The organism is Rhodococcus quanlei, assembly GCF_055231015.1.
This window is the reverse complement of record NZ_JBUYWD010000002.1, coordinates 118454-135496: the sequence shown is the minus strand read 5'-3', so window position 1 is coordinate 135496 and position 17043 is coordinate 118454. Positions and strand designations below refer to the sequence as shown.

Sequence of the window (17043 nt, the reverse complement as noted above, 5' to 3'; positions counted from 1 at the left end):
GTGGGGGTCGTTATGCGGCGGCCAAGCCCCGTCGTCATGTGTTGCCGAACGTGTAGCGGCGGGCACGCATGAGGAGTACGAACGTCGGGACACCGACAAACGCGGTGATCGCGCCGATGGGGAGCTCCGAGGGTGCGACTACGACGCGGCTGATCACGTCGGCCCACACCATGAAGACGGCTCCCAACAGAGGAGCAATGATGAGCACTCTGGTGTGGTCTGCGCCGACGATCATGCGTGTCACGTGCGGAACGACGAGGCCGACGAATCCGATCGCTCCGACGATCGCGACAAGAGTCCCGGTCATGGCCGCGCACACGACGAACAGCTGCACACGGAACCGCTGCGCATCCAAACCGAGGCCGCTGGCCACATCGTCACCCATGACCAAGGCATTGAGCTTTGTGGACCACACGAGGAGCAATATCGCACCCATGACCACAACGCCGGTGGTGACAGGTAACGCCGACCATCTGGCCGGCGCCAGACTGCCGAGCAACCAGAACATCACCGACTTGGCATCCTCGCCGCGCGGGGAGACGAACACCATGACAGTGGTGATCGCGGAGAACCCGTAAGCCAAGGCTGTACCGGTGAGCACAAGACGCAGGGGCGACAGACCCTCGCGGGTGCGTGCAGCGACATAGACGAGCACGGTCGCCACCAGGGCGCCGATAAAGGCGGCTAACGAGATTGCGGCGATTCCCATCGCGGCGAACACCCCGAACAAGATCACCGACGTCGCGCCGACCGCAGCGCCGGAGGAAATGCCGAGCACAAAAGGGTCGGCGAGCGCATTGCGCACCATTGCCTGGACCGCCACACCCACCATGGACAATCCCGCACCGACCACGATCGCCAGCAGGACGCGGGGCAGCCGTGTATCGGCGATGATGCGATAGCGGGTGACCTCGTCAGGCTCGATGACACTGCCGGTGACGTAGGCGGACAGGTAGTGCACGGTGTCCGACCATGGGATCGGGACCGTTCCGATCCCGACCGCGACCAGTGCGGAGACGACCAGCACGGCGGTGACGCCCGCAGCGATCACGGTGGTGCGGACGAGTGGTGCAGTGGACGCGGCACGTATGGGCCCACGCACCGCTTGTGGCGCTGTGTCGAGCGTGTTCATCGGTGTCCTCGCCTGTTGAGGACCTCGAAGGGGCACTCAGGCACCGCGCGGAAGGCGCACAGTAACGCACCATCGGCGGGGACCCTGGCTTGTGCCTCGAAGCCGTCGGTCACCACACGCATCTCTCGTGTGGTGTGCTGGCAGGTCTTCGGACTTACGGGCGTGTGCGAAGGCACTGCCTACTGGTCGCCGCTTCCCGGGTTCACCCGCACATACGCGGATGTGTACCCAGTGCTGTTGACGACGGTCGTTCCCGAATACCGCTGCGGGCCAATTCCGGATTCTCACCGGATTCCCTGTTACCCCACCATTCCGCGCAACCGAAGAAGGGTGGACCAGCAACAACCCGGATGCTAGCAGTAGCGCCGGATTCCGGGGCAGGTGCAGCAGGATGCCGTCGAAACGCCGACTTGTCGGCGAGCCCGGAGACCACGGACCATAATCGGGTGGGCGTTTCCGATCGCGCCGTACGTCTCCGTAGGATCACAGCCGAAGAAGTAGCTTGCTCCACGTTTCGAAAGGAATCCCGTGCTACGCACACATCTCGCCGGTTCTCTGAGAGCCGAGCACGCCGAGCAAACCGTGACCCTGACCGGTTGGGTTGCCCGGCGCCGCGATCACGGTGGAGTGGTGTTCATCGACCTGCGCGACGCTTCCGGTGTCTCGCAGGTCGTGTTCCGTGAAGGACCTGCGGCGGAGCAAGCGCATCGACTTCGTGCCGAGTACTGCGTGAAGATCACGGGCACGGTGGAGTCTCGACCGGAAGGTAACCGGAACTTCGAGATTGCGACCGGCGCCATCGAGGTGAACGCCACGGACCTCGAGGTGCTCAACGAAAGCGCGCCGTTGCCGTTCCAGCTCGACGATCAGGCAGGCGAGGAAGCGCGACTCAAACACCGCTACCTCGACCTCCGTCGCGAAGGCCCCGGCCAGGCCATTCGTTTGCGTTCGAAGGTCAACGCCGCAGCGCGCGGGGTTCTGGCCCACCACGAGTTCGTCGAGGTGGAGACACCCACGCTGACTCGTTCCACCCCCGAGGGTGCTCGCGACTTTCTGGTGCCCGCCAGGCTGCAACCGGGGTCGTTCTATGCGCTCCCGCAGAGTCCGCAGTTGTTCAAGCAGTTGCTGATGGTCGGTGGAATCGAGCGGTACTACCAGATCGCTCGCTGCTACCGCGACGAAGACTTCCGGGCAGATCGTCAGCCCGAGTTCACTCAGCTCGACATCGAGATGAGCTTTGTGAACCAGGACGATGTGATCCTCCTCGCGGAGGAAATTCTCGCTTCGGTGTGGCGTCTGATCGGCCACGAGATCGCCGAGCCGATCCCTCGGATGACCTACGCGGAAGCCATGCGTCGGTACGGTTCGGACAAGCCTGACCTCCGATTCGACCTCGAGTTGGTCGAGTGCACCGAGTACTTTGCGGAGACACCGTTCCGTGTGTTCCGCGCGCCGTACGTCGGTGCGGTCGTCATGCCCGGTGGAGCGAGTCAGCCACGCCGCCAACTCGATGCTTGGCAGGAGTGGGCGAAGCAGCGCGGAGCGAAGGGGCTCGCCTACGTTCTGGTGGGCGAGGACGGCGAGCTCGCCGGACCGGTCGCAAAGAACCTTTCGGCGGACGAGCGTGCGGGCCTCGCCGCGCACGTGGGCGCGAAGCCGGGCGATTGCATCTTCTTCGCCGCCGGCCCCACCAAGGCGATGCGGGCGTTGCTCGGCGCTGCACGCGGTGAGATCGCCCGTAAGCAGGATCTCATCGACGAGAACGCGTGGGCGTTCGTGTGGGTGGTCGACGCCCCGATGTTCGAACCTGCAGCGGACGCCACCGCCAGCGGGGACGTGGCACTCGGCTGGAGCGCGTGGACCGCGGTCCACCACGCGTTCACCTCTCCCAAGCCGGAGTCGCTCGATACCTTCGACACGGATCCCGGATCGGCTCTGGCCTATGCGTACGACATCGTCTGTAATGGCAACGAGATCGGCGGTGGCAGCATTCGTATCCACCGTAAAGACGTGCAGGAGCGTGTATTCGGTGTCATGGGTATCTCCGAGGAGGAGGCCCGGGAGAAGTTCGGGTTCCTCCTCGACGCGTTCGCGTTCGGTGCACCGCCGCACGGTGGAATCGCCTTCGGTTGGGACAGGATCACCGCACTACTCGCCGGAGTCGATTCGATTCGCGAGGTGATCGCCTTCCCGAAGTCGGGCGGCGGCGTCGACCCGCTGACCGATGCGCCGGCGCCGATCACGGCAGCGCAACGGAAAGAGTCCGGAATCGATGCCAAGCCGGTACCGAAGGAACAAGCGCCGAGCACCGAAACGGGAGATGCTGGACCCACTGAATCGGCATCCGCGAAGGCAGACACAGGCGAAGGTGCGGCGACCGGCAAGTGACGTGAACTGATCGATCGCCCACGTCCCGGATGTGAGTCATGTCACATTCGTGGCGGTGGTCGACGATCCGAACTGGGAATCGATCGCCCGCGCCTGACAGGCCGACGGGGAAGGTCGATGACGTGCGTCACCAAAAGGTAGGTTGGTTACCGATGATCGCAATTTTGGCAGACCCCGTTTCCGAGGTAGTTGCCGCAGCCGAGAAGCTGCTCACCCGGCGCACCGGCGCACCCGTGACCCTCGTGGATCCCGTCGATCTCGGGGGTAGTGGCCCCACCATCGTGCTGCGGGTGAGAGTCGCCGAGAATCCGTTCTCGCTGCCGAGAACTCTCGTCGTGAAGCAAGTGCGAGACGGGGGTCATACCGACTCGTGGATGCCCGACGGCGAGGGGCCGCCCGATGATTCCCATACCGCCTTTCTGCGGGAGGCCGTCTCTTACCAGTTCGCCACCGCACTGCACACCGATGTGCGGCCGGGTGCCGAGCTGTTGGCATCCGACCTCGACGCGCGCATCCTCGTGTTGAGTGATCTCGGCGATGCGACATCGATCAGCTCGCTGCTCGAACATTCCGATACGGACACGGTCACGAACACACTCATGGCGATGGCGCAGGCTCTGGGGCGGATGCACGCTGCGACCGTCGGACGCGAAGAGGACTTCACCGCATTGCTTCGCAGGGCGGAGGTCGAGCAATGCGACGACTTCGTGGCCGGCCAGGTGGGTCGGGCCGTTGCCGAGGTGCCCCGACTCTTGCAGGATCACCTCGGAATCGAGGTTCCCGCCGATGCGGTCGAACAAGTCACGCAGGCCGAGAAATTGTTCGACAGCGGACGATTTCGGGCGTTCAGTCCCTCGGATCTGTGTCCGGACAACATCATCGTCAACGACGAGGGTGTTCGGTTCCTCGACTACGAGTGGGGTGGATTCCGGGACGCGATGCTCGATATCGCGTACGCACTCGTGTCGTTCCCGGGCTGCTTGTGCAGCATCGACCTCTCCGAGGACAGAGCACAGGCGATGACCGAAGCCTGGCGCGCCGAGGTTGTCGGCATGTGGCCTGCCTTGGCCGATGACGAGTTCCTGGATGCTCGCATCGTCGAGGCCCAGTTGGTCTGGGTGTGGATCAGCACCTACCTGTTCTTGCGCGACGATCACACGTTGATCTCGGAGGTTCGCGAACACGCTCTCTCCGCTCCGCGAACGGTGGCACTGAGTCGCCGTTGGGAGCAGCTGGCACGTGCGGCGCAGGGGGCCGGAAACGCCGTCATCGCCGAACACGCGGAAGCGGTTGCGGCCAAGCTGGCGAGTCCTGCTGGCTGACCTCCAGACCATCAGCCGGCTCGAACGTCAACGCTGGTTGAATGCTTGCATCAGGGCTTTTCCATCCCAATCGCCTGTCGGAGCGTTCAGGCCGAACAGGGTGGCAACAGTCGGTGCGACGTCGATGGTGCGGGCCGAACCGGCAACCGTCTGTCCTCTCCGCACGAGGGGACTACCCCCGCTGACGAAGAAGGGGATCGGCATCGTCGCGCTGTGCCCGTGGTTGCCGGGAATGGGGTTGGACAGCGGTGTGGGGTCACTGAACCGCCACCCGGGTCGACAGAATGCGACGACGTCGCCGGCACGGTCTCCGAGGTCATGGTCGGAGGCTGGTACGGCGGTGTCCACGCCGTCGATGCCGGCGACGATCTCGCGGATTCGTGCTACGGCGGCACCGCGGTCCGCGGGGGCACCGGTCCAGTAGACAAGGTCGGCGCCACCGTTCTGGCATACCTGCACCCGACCGGCAAGCGTGGGGTCGGCGTTGAGGGGATGGTCCAATCCGATCAGCTTTGCGGGCTCCGACCAATCCATCGAATGATCGGCGAGCACGATGACCACCGAACGCGACCACGCATCAGTGTTCTGGAGGTGGTGCACGAATCGTTCGACCTGCCGATCGGTGTTCCGCAGAGCCGCGTTCCGGGCAATTCGCAGGGAGACACCCGACAGGTCGATGTGCCCGACCCGGTCCACGTCACCCAGGTTGGTGAAAGTGAACCGCGGGGAATGATCCTCGATCGTCCGGATCAGCGCATCCATCGTGAAGGTGTCGGGTGCGTGTTCGGTGCCGGGAATCAGGGGTGCAGGTTCCCAGACCACGGAAGCTCGCGATCCGAACAGTCCGTGCAGATATTCTTTCGACAGCACGCTGGCCGTGACGAATCCCAGCTCGTCGCGGATCCGATCGAGCATGGTCGGCGCCCACAGGTCCGTCGGTCGGTCGAGGTCACGGGTCCCGCCTTCCGCTGGGTCGAAGATCGCATTCGCCGGCACCCCGTTTCGCGACGGCAGAACACCCGTCATCATCGCCGCGTGGTTGGGGAGGGTCTCGGCAATGGTGATAGCCGAGGCGTCCGTGAAGGTGGTGCCCGCTGTCGCCAGACGCGTGAGCGTCGGAGTGAGGTCCGTCGTCAGTTCGTCAGGCCTCATACCGTCGACCACGACGACATGAACATCGATTCCAGGATCCGCAGGCGCGGCAAATGCGCGCGATGCAGCCGCACCTGTCATCGCGGTGGCGGTAAGGGCAACCGCGCCGCCGACCAGGACCTGGCGGCGAGTGGGCTGGAGCGAGTTCATGTGTTATCCGTTCACCGATTCGGGGAGGGCCGGTCAGGGGAGTGGGGGTGCAGGCTCGACGTGGCCACCGTTCGCGGCTGTCCGGTAGCCCGCGGCGCGGTGTACGCCCGTGGCCGGGTCGGTCCGATCGTCGAGAAAGTACCAATCCATCTGGGTCGCCTGTCGATCTATGGCGAGCACGGCATAACCGTGGGAATCGAGTTCGTTGTAGCGGATGTGATGGTTGGTCGCTCGGATCGCTTCCTCAGCGGCCAGCGTCGCGGTCCGGGGCGGTGTTCCCAGGATGTCGTCGATGTTGTTGGAGGTCACCGAGGGCACGACGAGTTCGGTGCCGACGATAGGACTACCTGGGTATGCCGCGGGATTCACCGGAAGGTCGCACGCCCAGGAAGAGTGAATGTCACCGGTGATGAAGACCGTGTTCCGGACGTCGTTCGCGAGCAATGCGTCGAACAGGCGTGTGCGGTCGGCGGTGTACCCGTCCCACTGGTCGACGTTGTACGGGATGCCGCTGGTCGGCACACCGAGCAGTTCGGTCAGTGCGGCCGTGGTGCGCGGCTCGAGGGGCGGAAATACAACCGGTGTGATCATCACCGGGTTCCCGACGAGTTTCCATTGCGCATCGGACGACACGAGTCCCTTGCGGAGCCAGTCCATCTGCTCGGCCCCGGTGATCGATCGGTCCGGCGAGGCGGCTTTGCGTGAGGTCATCGATACCTGTCGACTGCGGTAGGTGCGTAGATCGAGCATCGAGAGTTCGGCGAGGGTTCCGAACTGGAACCGGCGATAGAGACGAGGCTCGGACTGAGTGCCGGCGGAACGGACAGGCATCCATTCGAAATAGGCCTGCGTGGCAGCTGCGCGGCGATCGTGCCAGGAGCCCTCGGTGGCCGGTTCGTGATTTTCGGCGCCACCCGAGTACGCGTCATTTGCCGATTCGTGGTCGTCCCACGTGACAATCCACGGCATCTTTGCGTGGAGAGCGGTCAGGTCGGGATCCGTCTTGTACTGCGCGTGCCGGATTCGGTAATCGGCCAGCGTGACGATCTCGTGGACCGGGTCGTGGGTGCGCACAACACCGGTGCCTGTTCCGTATTCACCGGTTTCGTACTCGTAGAGGTAGTCACCGAGATGAATGATCGCGAACAGATCGTCGCGCCGGGCGAGATGACGATAGGCGCCGAAGTATCCGGACTCCCAGTTCGTGCACGAGACGACTCCGAACCGGAGGCTGTCGATGTCGGCGTCGAGAGCCGGTGCGGTCCGAGTGGAGCCGATCTCGGAAACGACCCCGTCGAACTCGAAGCGGTACTGATACTCGGTGTTCGGCGACAGTCCGGTCACATCGGCTTTGACGGTGTGGTCGGATGCTGCAGTGGCGCTCGCGCTGCCCGAGCGGACGATGTTCGAGAAGCCGCGATCGGTGGCCATTTCCCAGCTGACCGTGACGGCCGGGCCACGGCCCGATCCGGGGACGGCGTCCGCGGTGGGGGTGACTCGGGTCCAGATGATGACAGCGTCGGGAAGTGGATCACCGGACGCGACGCCGTGCGCGAACGGGTCGCCTCCGGCGGCTCGAGCTCCCGCAGCACCGGCGCCGATCAAACCTGCCCCGGTAGCGACTCCGACCCCGGTCAGAGTGGCACCGGCCCGCAAGACGGTGCGTCGGCGAACGGAGGGTCCGGAGGGCGTAGGTGACGAGGGCATGTCGGAGATCACGGGTCCATATAAGAGGTCGACCAAGTCGTTTGTCCAATTCGGCGCGCGGCGTGCACGGAACGTTTGCCGATTGTTCAGATCGCAGCATGTGGAAGCGGATGTATGTTCCCCGCAGCGCCGGATGCGAGGCGAAACGTTGTAGCGTCGAACGCGTGAGCGATCTGTTCGGTTCGGTGGCGGGCGATGACGAGACACTCGGTGGCAGTGACAGTGGACCTCTGTCCGCCGACGCAGCCGCTCGGAGTCGCGTTTCTCACGATGCGCCGCTGGCAGTACGCATGCGCCCGCGCACCCTGGGCGAAGTCGTCGGCCAGCAACACCTGCTGGCACCGGGGACTCCGCTGCGACGTCTGGTCGAGGGCTCTGGCGCCGCGTCGGTCCTCCTGTACGGTCCGCCCGGAACGGGCAAGACCACGCTCGCGTCGCTGATCTCGGGGGCAACCGGCCGAAGGTTCGAAGCTCTGTCGGCGTTGTCCTCTGGCGTCAAGGAGGTGCGCGGGGTCATCGAACTCGCCCGGCGCAGACTCCTGGTGGGCGAACAGACTGTGCTGTTCATCGACGAGGTCCACAGGTTCTCCAAGACCCAACAGGACGCGTTACTCGCTGCCGTCGAGAACAGAATCGTGCTCCTCGTTGCCGCGACGACCGAGAATCCGTCCTTCTCCGTGGTGTCGCCGTTGTTGTCGCGGTCGTTGGTTCTGCAACTGACGTCGCTGACAGCCGAGGAAATCCGGGATGTGATCGAACGGGCTCGTATCGAGGAACGCGGGTTGGATGGGGCGGTCACGATCACGGAGGATGCGCTCGACCATCTGGTGCGCCTCGCGAGTGGCGACGCACGCCGTGCTCTCACCGCGCTCGAAGCTGCCGCCGGTAGCGCTCTGGATCGGGCCGAACGCGATGCGCAAAGCGGACCCGCCGTCGTTGATCTGGACACCGTGGAAGCGAGCGTCGACAAGGCTGCCGTGCGCTACGACCGAGACGGCGACCAGCACTACGACGTGATCAGCGCCTTCATCAAATCAATACGCGGTTCGGATGTCGACGCTGCATTGCACTATCTGGCCCGCATGATCACCGCCGGCGAGGACCCACGATTCATTGCGCGCCGACTCGTGGTGCATGCCAGTGAGGACATCGGTATGGCCGATCCGACGGCGTTGCAGACGGCCACTGCTGCCGCTCAGGCCGTGCAGTTGATCGGCATGCCGGAAGCGCGACTGGCCCTCGCTCAGGCAACCATTCATCTGGCCACCGCACCCAAGTCCGGCGCCGTGATCGCGGCACTCGGGGCGGCGATGAGCGATGTCGCGGCGGGGAAGTCCGGCCTCGTTCCGCCACATCTGCGCGACGGTCATTACCAGGGCGCGCAGGCGTTGGGTAACGCAGTCGGTTATCGGTATCCGCACGATCATCCGGACGCAGTCATCACCCAGCAGTACGCTCCAGACGATTTGGTCGGCGTGAACTACTACGAGCCGACCACCCACGGCGGCGAGCGTGAACTGGCCGGTCGTGTACCGAAGTTGCGACGCATCGTGCGGGGTGGAAGGGACTGATCAGGCACGTACACAGCGGCCTATAAGCTTGTGAGCGGCTGGCGTGGCGAAACCGCGGCGCTGCCGGTTGCCCCGACCGTCCATATGTGAAGGACCCAAGACGTGCAGACTCACGAGATCCGCCGGCGATTCCTCGACCATTTCGTCAAGGCCGGCCACACCGAGGTGCCCAGTGCCTCGCTGATTCTCGACGACCCGAATCTGCTGTTCGTCAATGCCGGCATGGTGCAGTTCGTCCCGTTCTTCCTCGGGCAGCAGACGCCTCCGTACTCGACGGCGACGAGTGTGCAGAAGTGCGTGCGAACCCTCGACATCGAGAACGTCGGCGTCACGACCCGTCACAACACGTTCTTCCAGATGGCCGGCAATTTCTCCTTCGGCGACTATTTCAAACGCGACGCCATCAAGAGTGCGTGGTCGTTGCTGACCGGCAGCGTGGGCGCCGGCGGCTACGGGTTCGATCCGGAACGTATCTGGGTCACCGTCTACCTCGACGACGACGAGGCGCGCGATATCTGGCGCGACGAGGTCGGGGTGCCGGAATCACGCATCCAACGACGTGGGATGGCCGACAACTACTGGTCGATGGGCATTCCCGGCCCCTGCGGTCCGTGCTCGGAGATCTACTACGATCGCGGACCCGAGTACGGGGTCGACGGCGGCCCCGAGGCCGACGAGGATCGGTACCTCGAAATCTGGAATCTCGTTTTCATGCAGAACGAGCGCGGTCTCGGAACCAGCAAGGACGACTTCGAGATCCTCGGCCCGCTGCCGAAGAAGAACATCGATACCGGCATGGGTGTCGAGCGTGTGGCGTTCCTTCTCCAGGGGGTCGACAACGTGTACGAGACGGATCTCGTCCGGCCGGTGATTGCGAAGGCCGAGGAGCTCACCGGCCGCCGGTACGGGGTCGGTGTTCACGAGGAGGACGTGCGTTTCCGGGTCATCGCCGACCACGCGCGCACGGCAGCCATGCTGATCGCCGACGGTGTGAACCCCGGCAACGACGGCCGGGGGTACGTGCTCCGTCGCCTGCTGCGCCGCATCGTGCGTTCCGCGAAGCTGCTCGGTGCCGACAAGCCGACCATGCGCGAGTTCATCACCGTGGTGCGAGAGACCCTCGCTCCGTCGTATCCCGCACTCGACACCGATTTCGAGCGCATCGAAACCGTCGCGGTCGGGGAGGAGTCGGCGTTCCTCAAGACCTTGAGCTCCGGATCGAAACTGTTCGAAGGCGCCGCTGAAGCGGTCAAGTCCGAGGGCAAGACCGTCATCGGTGGTGAACAGGCGTTCGCTCTCCACGATACCTACGGTTTCCCGATCGACTTGACCCTCGAAATGGCGTCGGAGGCGGGATTGTCCGTCGACGAGGACGGATTCCGCTCGTTGATGGCCGAACAGCGTCAACGTGCGAAAGACGATGCTCAGGCGCGCAAGCAAACGCACGCCGACCTGACCGTCTACAAGGAGCTCCTCGATCGCGGACCGACCGAGTTCACCGGGTTCGGTGAGCTGGTGTCCGAGGCGCACGTGCTCGCCGTGATCTCCGACGGTCGACGGGTTCCCATGGCAGCCGCGGGTCGCAACGTCGAAATCGTGCTCGATCGGACACCGTTGTACGCAGAGGCGGGCGGTCAGATCGCCGATCTCGGTTCACTTTCCGCCACCGGCATGCGGGCGAAGGTCGACGATGTGCAGAAGATCGCCAAGCAACTGTGGGTTCACAAGGTGAGCGTCGTCGAAGGCGAGATCACCGAAGGCGACGTCGTGCTCGCCCAGGTCGACCCCGCCTGGCGTAAGGGCGCCACGCAGGGCCACTCCGGAACACACATGGTGCACGCCGCACTGCGCCAGGTACTCGGGCCCAACGCCGTTCAGGCAGGCTCCCTCAACAAACCGGGCTACCTGCGCTTCGACTTCTCCTGGCAGGGTGCCCTCACCGACACTCAGAAGCAGGACATCGAGGCAGTGGCGAACGAAGCCGTGGCCGAGAACTACGCGGTGAACACCTTCGTCACCGATTTGCAGAAGGCGAAGTCCATGGGTGCCATGGCGCTGTTCGGGGAGAACTACGGAGACGAGGTTCGCGTCGTCGATATCGGTGGGCCGTTCTCCATGGAACTCTGCGGAGGCACTCACGTCGAGAGTTCGGCGCAGATCGGCAACATCACGCTGCTCGGCGAACAATCCGTCGGCTCGGGTGTGCGCCGTGTCGAGGCGTACGTCGGTCTCGACTCCTACCGGTACCTGGCAAAGGAGCGGGCACTTCTCGCCGGCCTGTCGTCGAGCCTGAAGGTGCCGTCGGAAGAAGTGCCGGCACGCGTGGAGGCCTTGGTTCAGCGGCTGAAGGTCGCCGAGAAGGAACTCGAACAGTCGAAGGCACAGGCCGTACTGGCGGCGGCCGGCTCCTACGTCGACGCGGCACGTCGGGTCGGTCCGGTGCTGTTGGTGGCCGAATCGGCTCCTGCGGGTGTCGGTGGAAACGACCTGCGTTCGCTTGTTCAGGACGTGCGGGGCAGATTCGGAAGCCAGGCTGCCGTGGTGGTCCTGCTCGGCGACGTCGACGGTAAGGTTCCGTTCGTCGTGGCCGCCAACAAGGCGGCGCAGGAAGCAGGCGTGAAGGCAGGGGAGCTCGTCGCCAGCTTCGGTCCGGCGATCGGTGGCCGCGGTGGTGGCAAGGCAGACATGGCCCAGGGCTCCGGCTCGGACTCCAGTGGAATCGCGACTGCCCTCGACTCTGTGCGCAGTCGGGTCGCGGAGTTGGTGGGCAACAAGTAGTGGTGGCCGCTGCAGTGCGTGGTCCGGATCGACCCGGTGCAGACGACCCGGGGCGCGGCAGGCGCATCGGAGTCGATGTCGGAAGTGTCCGGATCGGGGTCGCCTCGTGCGACCCCGACGGCATTCTGGCCACTCCGGTCGAGACGGTTCCGAGGTCGAAGGAACGCGGTCCCGACGCGCCCGACATCAGGCGTATCGCGGCCATTGTCGCCGAATACGAGGCAGTGGAGGTTATCGTCGGGCTGCCCCAAACATTGAGAGGCGAACGTGGAAAGGCCGCCTCGATTGCTGTGGCCTTCGCGAAACGACTGAGTCGGCAGGTGGATCCGACTCCGGTTCGGCTGTCGGACGAACGTCTGACCACCGTGACCGCTGCACGAGCGCTTCGCGACAGCGGTGTAGGTGCCAAAGCGCAGCGACCACTGATCGACCAGGCGGCGGCTGTGGCGATCTTGCAAGGTTGGTTGGACGAGCGGAACAGATCGGGGATGTCTACGGATGCAGTCGGGGATGCGACGTCGGAGGTCGACGAGTGAGTGATCGCAGACCTCCGTTCGGTGACGGAGGATTCGGTGACGAGCGGACGCACGACGAGCGAATCGGGGGCGCGAAGTTCGGCGACGACGGATTTGTCACCAGTCGCTTCGCTGCACCGCGCTTCACGCAATCGCCGTACGGCGACGGCGGCCCAGAGCAGGGCGGTAACCAGTGGGAAGACGGCTACGCCGGTGATGGGTACGAACAGCAGTACTACGATGACTCTCAGTACGACCCCCGGTATCACGACCAGCCGTACGACGAGTCGGAGTACGGCGACCAGGCGGGGTATGACCAGGCGGGGTACTACGACGAACAGTCCGACCGGGTCGCTCCGGAGGAGATTGCCGCAGGCGCCGGTCGCCGCAGCGGTTCCGGTCAGCGACGTGCGCGACGGGGGAAGTTGTTCGGTCTTGCCGCAGCTGCGGTGATTCTGGTGGTCCTCGCTGGGCTGGTGGTGGTCGGCGGCAAGGCGTTGTTCGGTGGCCCTGGCCTTCCCGATGATTATGCAGGTCCGGGCGGGCCCGATGTCGTCGTTCAGGTCCACCCGGGCGACACGGCCGAGCAGATCGCCGAGGAGATGCTGGACAAGGGCGTGGTGGCCAGTACGGCCGCGTTCTACAACGCCGCAGTACAGAACCCCAAGATGAACACGATGCATCCCGGGTTCTACGGCATCTCGAGCGAAATCTCGGGGGTCGACGCCGTGACCCAACTTGTCGACCCTGCGTCCCGGGTGGGTCACATGGTGATCTCGGAGGGGCGCCAGTTGCACGATGCCAGCGACGTCAAAACGGGCGCGGTGAAAAAGGGTATTTACACCCTGATCTCCGAGGCGAGCTGCATGGGGACCGAAGGCAGCGAGTCGTGCATCAGCTACGAGGAACTCGACCAGGCAGGTGCCAGCTCCGACTTGGGCTCGCTCGGTGTCCCGGACTGGGCGAAGAGCGAGGTGGCCCAGGTTCCAGATGCCACGCGGCAGCTCGAAGGCCTGATTGCGGCGGGTAGCTGGAACTTCGACCCGACAGCGAGCGCCACCGCGATCCTCGAGCACCTCGTGAGCGAAAGTGCTGTCAGGTACGAGGAGACCGGAATCGAAACGGCGGGGGACCAAGTCGGACTTACTCCGTACGAAATGCTGATCGCGGCGTCGCTGGTCGAGCGGGAAGCTCTGCCGGCGGACTTCTCGCGAGTCGCGCGGGTCATCGTGAATCGATTGGCCGTCGACATGCCGCTGCAATTCGATTCGACGGTGAACTACTCACTCGACACGACGGAACTCGCGACCACGGACGCGGACCGTGCTCGAGTCACGCCGTGGAACACGTATGCAAGCCCGGGATTGCCGGCTACTCCGATCGCCTCACCGAGCATCGCGGCACTCGAGGCGGTCGAATCCCCGGAGCCGGGAGATTGGATCTATTTCGTGACGATCGACGCGCAGGGCACGACACTGTTCACGAAGAGTTACGACGAGCACCTGTCGAACATCACCCTGGCGCTGAACAGTGGAATTCTGAACAGTGGTCGTTGAGCACGCCCGCAAGGCAGCGGTTCTGGGCAGTCCGATCGCGCATTCCAGGTCGCCTCAACTACATTTGGCGGCGTACCGCGCGCTCGGTCTGACCGAATGGACGTACGAGCGGGTCGAGTGCACAGGCGAGCAACTCCCGGACTTCGTGAGAGGGCTCGGGCCCGAGTGGGTGGGGCTGTCGGTGACGATGCCGGGCAAGATCGCCGCCCTCGAGTATGCGGTCGAGAGGACCGACCGGGCGGTGTCCGTGGGTTCGGCGAATACGTTGGTTCGGATCGAGGGCGGATGGCGAGCGGACTGCACGGATGTCGACGGTGTTACCGGGGCATTGAACGGCGGCGGTGCCGGTGACCTCACCGGCGCGAGCGCTGTGGTCGTCGGGGCCGGTGGGACTGCCAGGCCGGCGCTGGTCGCGTTGGCGGACATGGGCGTTCGGGCCGTGACGCTGGTGGCGCGTAGCCGAGAAAGAGCGACGGGTGCACTGCAGTGCGGCGAGGCGGCGGGCCTGGACATGCATTTCGCAACATTCGACGACCCGGGGCTCGACGACGTCGCAGGGAACTCCTGCGCTCTGGTGAGCACTGTGCCTGCTGCAGGCGCCCAGCCGCACGCGGTGGCACTCGGACAGGCACCATTCGTGCTCGACGCGATCTACGACCCGTGGCCGACACCCTTGGCGGACGCCGTGACCGCCGCAGGCGGAACCGTGGTGGGAGGCCTGGAGATGTTGCTCAATCAAGCTTTCGGGCAAGTGGAGCAGTTCACCGGCCTGCCTGCACCCCGCGATGCGATGCGCGCCGCAGTGGCGTAGTTGTCCACACAGGGCGGGTTGATCCCCAACCCACTTGTCGGTACAGGTCGGCGTGCGCCGATGCAGCTGTCTTCGGGCCATGCTGTCTGCTCATGGGGTGGATTCAACTGTGCGGCATCATATGGGGATCGGGCTTGGGTTTCCTGATCGGTGACTCGGCTCGCAGAACAGCGTCGCATCTCGTGCGGCCGTGCCGCGTGCGACGAGGGTGGTGCCAAGCTACTGGTGCCGCGATCTGCGGAGCAGTCGGCTGGTGGGGCGCCTCCCATCAGGTCACGCAGGCAGGGTTGACAACCATCGTCGGATTACTTTTCCTGGTCTGGTGGTTGCTGGCCGCGACGGCGGCAGACGTGACAGCGCGACGGCTACCCAACGCGCTCACGCTTCCGGGCTTCGCGGCGATCATCGGGTACGGGGCCGCCACGGACCGAGCGATGATTCCACTCATCGGTGGGGCGCTGCTGGCGGCGATCTACGCGGTTGCGTTCGTATCGGCGCCGCGTTCGATCGGCGCCGGTGACGTGAAGTTGGCTCCCGGTGTCGGCGGCGCCGCGGCATTCGGCGGTGGTGGATGTTGGCTGCTGGCCGCCGTGGCGGCAATCGTCGGTGTGGCGGTCCGATTTCGAGGGGGATCGGACCGTTTGCCACACGGTGCGGCGATGTGTGGCGCGACCGTACTTGCGTTGTCGATTGCGCTCACCTGATACCGAGGCGCACAGAGTGGCGTACCGGCGTCCACGTCCGGGGGAGCGGCATGGAAGGATACGGGTGTGCTGCGCTGGATAACTGCTGGAGAGTCCCATGGTCCCGCCCTCGTTGCCATGCTCGAGGGGATGGTTGCGGGCGTCGAGGTGACTTCCGAGGACATTTCGACCCAACTCGCTCGCCGTCGTCTCGGATACGGTCGTGGCGCGCGAATGAAGTTCGAAGCCGACAAGGTGACGATCGTCGGAGGTGTCCGTCATGGACGCACTCTGGGCGGTCCCGTTGCGATCGAGGTGGGCAACACCGAATGGCCGAAATGGGAAACCATCATGTCGGCAGACCCCGTCGATCCGGCCGAACTCGAAGACCTGGCGCGTAACGCTCCGCTTACCCGGCCACGTCCGGGCCACGCCGATTACTCGGGAATGCTCAAATACGGTTTCGACGACGCCCGTCCTGTCCTCGAACGAGCGAGCGCGCGTGAGACTGCGGCACGGGTGGCCGCGGCAACGGTCGCACGTGGCTTCTTGCGACAGGTGTTCGGCGTAGAGGTGCTTTCGCATGTGATCTCGATCGGGGCGTCGGACCCATATGTCGGGCCCGAACCGGCCGCTGCCGATCTCGAGGCGATCGATGCCAGTCCCGTGCGCGCATTCGGCAAGGCTGCCGAGGCGTCGATGATCGCGGAAATCGAGGCGGCGAAGAAGGATGGCGACACGCTCGGCGGTGTCGTCGAGGTCGTGGTGCACGGTCTTCCCGTCGGCATCGGTTCGTTCGTTTCCGGGGCCGAACGGCTCGACTCGCGTCTCGCCGGAGCTCTCATGGGAATCCAGGCCATCAAGGGCGTGGAGGTCGGCGACGGTTTCGAGACGGCACGTCGCAGAGGGAGCGAGGCTCACGACGAGATTCTCCCAGGATCAGACGGAATCGAGCGGTCCACCAACCGCGCGGGTGGTATCGAGGGCGGCATGACGAACGGTGAGGCACTCCGGGTGCGGGCCGCCATGAAGCCGATCTCCACTGTGCCGCGCGCCCTGGCGACCGTGGACATGTCCACCGGCGACGAAGCCGTTGCCATCCACCAACGTTCGGACGTGTGTGCCGTTCCTGCTGCAGGTGTGGTCGCCGAGGCGATGGTGGCACTCGTGGTCGCGCAGACGGCACTCGAGAAGTTCGGTGGCGACTCGATCGCGGAAACGGCGGACAACTACCGCCGTTACCACGAACGTATCGCCGCCCGTCCGCCGCGCTAGACC

Annotated in this window: 12 protein-coding genes and 1 riboswitch; of the genes, 9 read left to right on the top strand and 3 right to left on the bottom strand. The window is 64.9% G+C overall.

Features of this window, described 5'->3' with window-relative positions; genetic code table 11:
• Positions 1-34 precede the first annotated feature (34 nt).
• Positions 35-1132 carry a FecCD family ABC transporter permease gene (locus tag ACZI8Q_RS01370; RefSeq protein WP_463371705.1) on the bottom strand — a complete coding sequence of 366 codons (1098 nt, stop codon included), beginning with the start codon at positions 1130-1132 and terminating at the stop codon, positions 35-37.
• Positions 1133-1254: 122 nt separating this feature from the next.
• Positions 1255-1487, bottom strand: a riboswitch (cobalamin riboswitch).
• A 173-nt stretch (positions 1488-1660) separates the two neighbouring features.
• Between ACZI8Q_RS01370 and aspS the strand changes: the two genes are divergently transcribed.
• A complete protein-coding gene (gene aspS, locus ACZI8Q_RS01365) occupies positions 1661-3520 on the top strand; it encodes an aspartate--tRNA ligase (protein WP_463371704.1) in 1860 nt (619 codons plus the stop codon).
• A 152-nt stretch (positions 3521-3672) separates the two neighbouring features.
• Positions 3673-4842 carry a phosphotransferase family protein gene (locus ACZI8Q_RS01360; protein ID WP_463371703.1) on the top strand — a complete coding sequence of 390 codons (1170 nt, stop codon included), beginning with the start codon at positions 3673-3675 and terminating at the stop codon, positions 4840-4842.
• A 27-nt stretch (positions 4843-4869) separates the two neighbouring features.
• On the opposite strand, the gene ACZI8Q_RS01355 is transcribed toward ACZI8Q_RS01360, so the two are convergent.
• Both ACZI8Q_RS01355 and ACZI8Q_RS01350 read right to left on the bottom strand, forming a co-directional pair.
• Positions 4870-6144 carry an alkaline phosphatase family protein gene (locus ACZI8Q_RS01355; protein WP_463371702.1) on the bottom strand — a complete coding sequence of 425 codons (1275 nt, stop codon included), beginning with the start codon at positions 6142-6144 and terminating at the stop codon, positions 4870-4872.
• Between the two features lie 33 nt (positions 6145-6177).
• Positions 6178-7851, bottom strand: coding sequence for an alkaline phosphatase D family protein (locus tag ACZI8Q_RS01350; protein ID WP_463371786.1), 1674 nt, complete (start codon positions 7849-7851; stop codon positions 6178-6180).
• Between the two features lie 164 nt (positions 7852-8015).
• On the opposite strand from ACZI8Q_RS01350, the gene ACZI8Q_RS01345 reads away from it, so the two are divergent.
• From ACZI8Q_RS01345 to aroC, 7 genes are all read left to right on the top strand, one after another.
• Entirely contained in the window at positions 8016-9422 is a 1407-nt protein-coding gene (locus ACZI8Q_RS01345) for a replication-associated recombination protein A (protein ID WP_463371701.1), read from the top strand.
• Positions 9423-9524: 102 nt separating this feature from the next.
• Positions 9525-12200 carry an alanine--tRNA ligase gene (alaS, locus tag ACZI8Q_RS01340; RefSeq protein ID WP_463371700.1) on the top strand — a complete coding sequence of 892 codons (2676 nt, stop codon included), beginning with the start codon at positions 9525-9527 and terminating at the stop codon, positions 12198-12200.
• A 2-nt stretch (positions 12201-12202) separates the two neighbouring features.
• Positions 12203-12736, top strand: coding sequence for a Holliday junction resolvase RuvX (ruvX, locus tag ACZI8Q_RS01335; RefSeq protein ID WP_463371699.1), 534 nt, complete (start codon positions 12203-12205; stop codon positions 12734-12736).
• Complete coding sequence (locus tag ACZI8Q_RS01330) at positions 12733-14271, top strand: endolytic transglycosylase MltG (RefSeq protein WP_463371698.1); 1539 nt, start codon at positions 12733-12735, stop codon at positions 14269-14271. The genes ruvX and ACZI8Q_RS01330 overlap by 4 nt, the downstream gene beginning before the upstream one ends.
• Entirely contained in the window at positions 14261-15082 is an 822-nt protein-coding gene (locus ACZI8Q_RS01325; protein WP_463371697.1) for a shikimate dehydrogenase, read from the top strand. The genes ACZI8Q_RS01330 and ACZI8Q_RS01325 overlap by 11 nt, the downstream gene beginning before the upstream one ends.
• Before the next feature lie 287 nt (positions 15083-15369).
• On the top strand, positions 15370-15786 hold the full coding sequence (locus tag ACZI8Q_RS01320; protein ID WP_463371696.1) for a prepilin peptidase: 417 nt from the start codon (positions 15370-15372) through the stop codon (positions 15784-15786).
• A 66-nt stretch (positions 15787-15852) separates the two neighbouring features.
• On the top strand, positions 15853-17040 hold the full coding sequence (aroC, locus tag ACZI8Q_RS01315) for a chorismate synthase (RefSeq protein ID WP_463371695.1): 1188 nt from the start codon (positions 15853-15855) through the stop codon (positions 17038-17040).
• The last annotated feature ends 3 nt before the right edge of the window (positions 17041-17043 follow it).